Origin of the sequence: Lactobacillus sp. UMNPBX6 (genome assembly GCF_002553975.1) — a bacterium.
GTDB classification, from domain to species: Bacteria; Bacillota; Bacilli; order Lactobacillales; family Lactobacillaceae; genus Lactobacillus; species Lactobacillus gallinarum.
Genome location: NZ_PCZD01000080.1, coordinates 1 through 6,116, shown reverse-complemented (window position 1 = coordinate 6,116; position 6,116 = coordinate 1). Strand labels below are relative to the sequence as shown.

The 6,116-nt window shown below is 38.3% G+C and carries 6 protein-coding genes; 3 read left to right on the top strand and 3 right to left on the bottom strand.

What is annotated here, in order from left to right:
• Nucleotides 1-374 precede the first annotated feature (374 nt).
• The 3 genes from CP357_RS09380 (at nt 375) to CP357_RS09370 (ending at nt 3,314) form a co-directional block, all read left to right on the top strand.
• Nucleotides 375-1,676, top strand: coding sequence for an SLAP domain-containing protein (locus tag CP357_RS09380; protein WP_098037163.1), 1,302 nt, complete (start codon nt 375-377; stop codon nt 1,674-1,676).
• 325 nt (nt 1,677-2,001) lie between these two features.
• Complete coding sequence (locus CP357_RS09375; protein ID WP_233187254.1) at nt 2,002-2,313, top strand: hypothetical protein; 312 nt, start codon at nt 2,002-2,004, stop codon at nt 2,311-2,313.
• Nucleotides 2,314-2,546: 233 nt separating this feature from the next.
• Nucleotides 2,547-3,314: an Rpn family recombination-promoting nuclease/putative transposase gene (locus CP357_RS09370; protein ID WP_098037162.1), complete on the top strand. Its 768-nt coding sequence runs from the start codon at nt 2,547-2,549 to the stop codon at nt 3,312-3,314.
• Between the two features lie 149 nt (nt 3,315-3,463).
• Here CP357_RS09370 and CP357_RS09365 read toward each other — a convergent pair whose 3' ends face one another.
• The 3 genes from CP357_RS09365 to CP357_RS09355 all read right to left on the bottom strand — a co-directional run bounded on the left by CP357_RS09365 (nt 3,464) and on the right by CP357_RS09355 (nt 5,897).
• Complete coding sequence (locus tag CP357_RS09365; RefSeq protein ID WP_098037161.1) at nt 3,464-4,846, bottom strand: SLAP domain-containing protein; 1,383 nt, start codon at nt 4,844-4,846, stop codon at nt 3,464-3,466.
• A 517-nt stretch (nt 4,847-5,363) separates the two neighbouring features.
• Nucleotides 5,364-5,633 carry a DUF2922 domain-containing protein gene (locus tag CP357_RS09360; RefSeq protein ID WP_098037160.1) on the bottom strand — a complete coding sequence of 90 codons (270 nt, stop codon included), beginning with the start codon at nt 5,631-5,633 and terminating at the stop codon, nt 5,364-5,366.
• Nucleotides 5,634-5,681: 48 nt separating this feature from the next.
• Nucleotides 5,682-5,897, bottom strand: a complete 216-nt coding sequence (locus CP357_RS09355; protein WP_025005687.1) for a hypothetical protein — start codon at nt 5,895-5,897, stop codon at nt 5,682-5,684.
• Between the last annotated feature and the right edge of the window lie 219 nt (nt 5,898-6,116).

Genomic DNA, 6,116 nt, shown 5'->3' with positions numbered 1-6,116 from the left:
GGAAATCATCGTTCTTTTTTCCTGTCTGAGAATTAGTTTTTTCCCAGACACTTTTCTTTTGCATCCCTTACGCTTAACATCCTCTATCTTCAGACCCGGATTACACGCGGCGGAATAAACCCACCCAATCCACCCCTAGCATATAAGACGAAAAATCACTCCACTAAAATCAAATTTAAGGATCACGTACACAATATACGTGCTTCAGGCATGACGCCTGTACGCATGCTGATTCTTCAGCAATGACTACTACCTCATGAGAGTTATAGACTCATGGATCTTGCTTTGAAGAGTTTTGTACATTATAGGCTCCTATCACATGCTGAACCTATGGCCTATTACATTTTTTTATATTTCAAGGAGGAAAAGACCACATGAAGAAAAATTTAAGAATTGTTAGCGCTGCTGCTGCTGCTTTATTAGCTGTTGCTCCTGTCGCTGCTTCTACTGTAAGTACTGTTAATGCTGCTAGTGTTACTTCCGCTACTCAATTAGGTAAGGTACCTACTTTAGCTAATGGTGATGCTGTAAATGTTAAGCCAAATATTTCATTAAACACAGTACATGGTTCAATTAAGGCAGCTATTTCTGTATCATTTGACGCTACTTTTAACGGTACTACTGCTACCTCAAACTTTAAGCCTGGATACTCAAACATCCAACTTTTCCACGGTAGCAAGGAAATTACTAATTTACAAGATGTTCATTACCTTACTGCAGGTTCAACTTACCATGTTGGTTTAAACTTTGGTTCACAAAATGCAAACAAGGAAATCACTTTAACTATGCCTGAAGGCGATTTCTTCCAACTTGCATCAAACAATACTGTTACAAACTCAAGAACTATTAAGCTTGACCAAAACGGTACTGTAACCTTGAACCAAGTTGCTATCAACGTAACTGCTAAAGACTTTGCTAACCCAGCTGTTGTTGCTTGGTACGACAGAGAAACTAACGTTAACGTAACTAGCGGTAACATTACTTTAGATGCTGGTAAGATGAACGTTGCTCAATTTGTAGCTGCTGCAGAAAACAAGTATGTTGCACGCAACAATGCAGGTGACAAGTACAACAGTCAATCAAGTACTATTTCATACAGCAACAACATCAAAGAAGCTTTAAAGGCTATGAACATTGATGTTGATGCTAATGGTTGGTTTGTTGCTCCTAAGTCATTTACTTTTGAAATGACTGCTTCAGCAAACAACAATGATGCTTCAGCTAAGTTACCAATTACTGTTACTGTTCCAAACGGTAAGGACGTAACTCCAGCTACTGTTCCAAGTCAAAGCAAGACTATTATGCACAACGCATACTCCTACGACAAGGACGCTAAGCGTGTTGGTACTGACAAGGTTACCCGTTACAACACTGTAACTGTTGCTATGAACACCACTAAGCTTGCTAACGGTATTTCATACTACGAAGTTATCGAAAACGGCAAGGCAACTGGCAAGTACATCAACGCAGACAACATCGATGGTACTAAGCGTACTTTGAAGCACAACGCATACGTTTACAAGACTTCAAAGAAGCGTGCTAACAAGGTTGTTCTTAAGAAGGGTACTGAAGTAACTACTTACGGTGGTGCTTACACCTTCAAGAACGGCAAGAAGTACTACAAGATCGGTGCTGACACCAAGAAGACTTACGTTAAGGTTGCTAACTTTGAATAAAAATTAGCCAACATTGACTAAGCGAGAAAACGAGGCATTGCCTCGTTTTTTCTTTTGCACTAAAAAGCTCATGATCTCAATAATCATGGGCTTTTTATACGTTTTCTATAATTCATAACTAATAAATAACATAAACCTTATATTTATGCATATTAATATAAACATGTGAGACCGTAAAATAGTTTGTGTAAGGATGAATTATTCCTTAATTTAATTTCCTAAAACATTAGAAAAAGGAGTTCCTTACGGTTTTAGAAAAGCATGGGAAAATCGTAAGTTAGTTGGTGGAGCACTCAAGGCTGCACATGTCCGCCCTGATTACCACTTGTATGAGGATCTATTTCAAGAAGATCTGATCATTTACGCCGAAATGCTCGAAGAATTAGCTACCGACAAGGCTCGCACAGAAATTGATAAGTTAAGTTTCAAGAAGGTTCTCTGGCAGACATTGAATAGACTGAAGCGCGAACAGCGTGTATGTGAACGTAACACAGATATGAATGAAGCTTACGATCTTGGCGAAGAAGCCGATTGGAACAACTTAGTTGTCTTGAAGCAGGAAGTTAACAAGTTGAGTAAGATGGAGCAAGTTATTTTCTATGATCATTTATTTCTAACAAGAAGATCACAGAATTAGCCGCAGAATACGGCATCTCACGCGGAACCCTCACCCATCTCAAACATGATTTGCTGATGAAGTTGCGGAAGATGTTGGCGAAATAATTTATTTTGCCAGGAAAAAATGCCCCTTTTTTGCGTATTAAATAGTGGGAACTATTTTACTGATGTACAAGCTATTATGAGGTAAAATATGAGAAAAAAATAACTCGATATCCTGGCATTACGCAAGATCTGGTATTTGGCCATGTGATGAGCAAGAAGAAAAATTGCCTAGAGCTGCTCCGCCGTGCTTATCCTGAGTTGAATTTGCAGAAGATTAATGTAATCACTCAATATAACGGCAACATTGGTCTTGAGAGCAAAAACTTTCGCTTAGATGTCTGGGCACAAGATGACAAAGGTCGTATCTATGACATCGAAATGCAGACGACTAATAAGCATGATTTAGAAGAACGCATGCAGTATTACGCTGCGGGGTTGAACAACTTCACTTTGAAATCGGGTCAACCTTACACTAAGCTTAAATCTACTTACGTTGTGTTTTTCTGTACGTATGATCCATTCGATCAGGGTGAAAGCATGTATGAATTCAATTTCTTTGATCGCAAAACCAAGACTATAGAATTTAACGTAGGCATGCATATCAAAGTTTTCAACTCTAAGGGCAAGAACCGCGATCTTAACCAAAAGATGTTGGATTTCTTGGATTATATGAATGGCGTAATTAACCATGCTCAAGGCTATATTGCCGACTTACAAAAGGATATCGATCATTATGTTAATAGTGGAAAGTGGGTCGATGACATGGATAAGTTGGCTTATGAAATGAATCAGGTTGCGATGAAGGCAGCAGAAAGGGCTACTAAAAAGAAAGCTATAGAAGATGCAATTACGTTAATTCAAGCATTAAAGCAAGTTGATCTTTCTTCTGAAGTGATTTTTGAAAAAGTATTGCAAGATTACAGTAACGATTTATCTAGCGATGAGATTAAGAAGCTAGTAGAAGAAAATTATTAAGTAAAAATTGTAATTAAGTAAAATAGTTCCTAGAAGCTGGTATGCATGAAGCGTGCTGGCTATTTTTATGCAAAAGAAAAAACGAGGCAAATGCCTCGTTTTCCCTTTATTTAGTTAGCGTGTACTAGCTATCTTGTTGACCAAGAATATTAGTCAAAGTTTGCAACCTTAACGTAAGTCTTCTTAGTGTCGTTACCGATCTTGTAGTACTTCTTGCCGTTCTTGAATGTGTATGAACCACCGTAAGTAGTTACAGTTTCACCCTTCTTAAGAACAACCTTGTTAGCACGCTTCTTTGATGATGCGTAAACGTATGCGTTGTGCTTCAAAGTACGCTTAGTACCATCGATGTTGTCAGCGTTGATGAACTTGCCAGTTGCCTTACCGTTTTCGATTACTTCGTAGTATTCGATACCGTTTGAGAACTTAGTCTTGTTCATTGAAACAGTAACAGTGTTGTAACGGGTAGCCTTGTCAGTACCTACACGCTTAGCGTTCTTGTCGTAGAAGTATGCGTTGTGCATAATAGTCTTGCTTTGACTTGGAACAGTAGTTACCTTGCCGTTTGGAACAGTTACAACTACAGGTAATGAAGCAGTCTTACCGTTAACGTCTGACTTAGCATTTAAAGTTACAGTGAAAGTGTCAGGTGCAGTGAAGTTACCACTAGCATCAACATCAACACCGGCCTTCTTAAGTTCGGCAGTTACATCTGCAGGAGTAGTACTAATGTTAATCTTGTTGAAAGCATTCTTGCTGTATTGAACAGCCTCGTATTGCTTAGTAAGTGAGTCAAGAACTGAACTTACATTTAATTTGCCATCATTTGCAAGAGTCATCCAAGTACCCTTGGTTTCAGTGGTACCACTGTTAACATTAATGAAGTAAACTGCGTTGGTAACACTTTGGTTGTATGCGTGAAGAGTTTGAGTGTAAGTCAAACCAGTAGCATTACCGTATTGATCTAAAGTTACTTGAACGTCACCAGTTTTACCATTAAGGGTGGCATCCTTAGCAACCTTAACAGTAATGGTCTTGTTCTTCATTGATGAACCAAAGCTAAAGCCCATGTTAGTAAGGGTAAGCGTGTAGTCAGTACCTGCTACAACATCGTTTAACTTGTTTTCAACCTTCTTAGTATCCTTGTTGTAGCTGTAGAAGTTAGTCTTACCCTTAGATACAGTTACGTCTTGTGCAGCATCAGCTAAACTTGCTGATACAGTAGTACCATTAAGAGTAGCAGTTAATTCACCACCAAGAGTAGCATTAGCAGTAACGTTATTATTAGTATCCTTAACTGGTGCGTTTAAACTAAAGTTTGATGATACGTTAACAGTATTAGCAGCATTATTAGCAGTATCACCTGCACCATTTAAGTTAAGTGATACATTGTTGTTAGTAGCTGCAGTGTTAGTAGCAGTGGTTACAGCTGATGAGTCTGCAGCGTTAACAGAAACAGCAGAAGCAGCAACTGGAGCGACAGCAAGCAAAGCAGCAGCAGCAGCGCTAACGATTCTTAAATTTTTCTTCATGTGGTCTTTTCCTCCTTGAAATATAAAAATGTAATAGGCCATAGGTTCAGCATGAGAAAGGAGCCTATAATGTACAAAACCCTTCGAAGCAGGATCCACGAGTTTATAACTCTCGCGAGGTAGTAGTCTTGCTGAAGAATCAGCATGCGTACAGGCGTCATGCCTGAAGCACGTCCTATTACTTACCACGATTCATATTGTACTAACCTGAGCAAAAAATAGCAAGTTAAATTAATTGAAAATCCCTTTTTGTAATATTTGCCCACTTTCTTACCCCGCCGCGCTTTCCGCAGCCCAAAATCACAGAATTAATTCAATCGTAGTCATAACAAGAAAAGGCGGACTTCCGTCCGCCTTTAATTTTTTATTCATTTTTTAAATTTTACAAACATATAACAAAATCATCTGAAAAAAGTAATATTTCTATACGATTTCTTTAAAACATTTTTGTGTGTAGTTATCTTATTTTCTATGTAATTGTCTAATTATTTGAATGATTTCTAACAGCAAAGACAGATTAGTCTTGCTTATCAGCAGATGCTGATTCAGAATTTGCGCCATCATTAAAGATGTCACTAACAGTACGTTCAACGTATGATGCAGATTGTGAAGTTTCGTAATATGCAACACCGTCTTTCTCGAAGACGTTAACTGACGCAATAGTGTTCATCGCTTGACGAACTTGTTCTTCAGTAAGGTTATCTACAGCGTCAGCTAAAGTAATACTGTTCTTCTTCTTTTCGCCATTTAAGAAAGTCAATTTCAAAGTTTTAGTAGTTGTAGCCATTTTATTTTCTCCTTATTTCCTTATTATAGTGGTCCAGTTCCCGTCTTATTATTCAGCAGCTTCGATAACGCGTTGCTTTTGCACTAAGATGACATCGTCAAGACTGTCTTCTTGTAAGCCTGCAATTGCTTGACCCACTTTTTTGAGATCATCAGCTGCAGCGCCCTTCTTCACGTTCTTGATCATGCGACTCTTAAGTCCATTAGTGTATCTCTTATTGCCAAATGTATATTGGATTGATTGTTCTGCTAATTCAAAGTTCATAATTTTCTCCTACCTTATTTAATAATCTGATTTGAATTGTTGTAATCAACCTGCCGGCCAGATATCTTACACTATTACTAACAATCTGAGATCCAAAAATGAGCCAAAGTTTTTAACGAAAAGCGCCCGAAAATCCCCGTATTTTAATGCGGGGATGGATAGGACCAAGCTGACCTAGCAGTCAGCTTTTTTATTAAAAAAATAGAGACATATGTTCGC

Coding starts and splice junctions, on each gene's coding strand:
- CP357_RS09380 (WP_098037163.1), top strand. CDS start 375: ATGAAGAAAAATTTAAGAATTGTTAGCGCTGCTGCTGCTGCTTTATTA.
- CP357_RS09370 (WP_098037162.1), top strand. CDS start 2,547: ATGAGCAAGAAGAAAAATTGCCTAGAGCTGCTCCGCCGTGCTTATCCT.
- CP357_RS09365 (WP_098037161.1), bottom strand. CDS start 4,846: ATGAAGAAAAATTTAAGAATCGTTAGCGCTGCTGCTGCTGCTTTGCTT.
- CP357_RS09360 (WP_098037160.1), bottom strand. CDS start 5,633: ATGGCTACAACTACTAAAACTTTGAAATTGACTTTCTTAAATGGCGAA.
- CP357_RS09355 (WP_025005687.1), bottom strand. CDS start 5,897: ATGAACTTTGAATTAGCAGAACAATCAATCCAATATACATTTGGCAAT.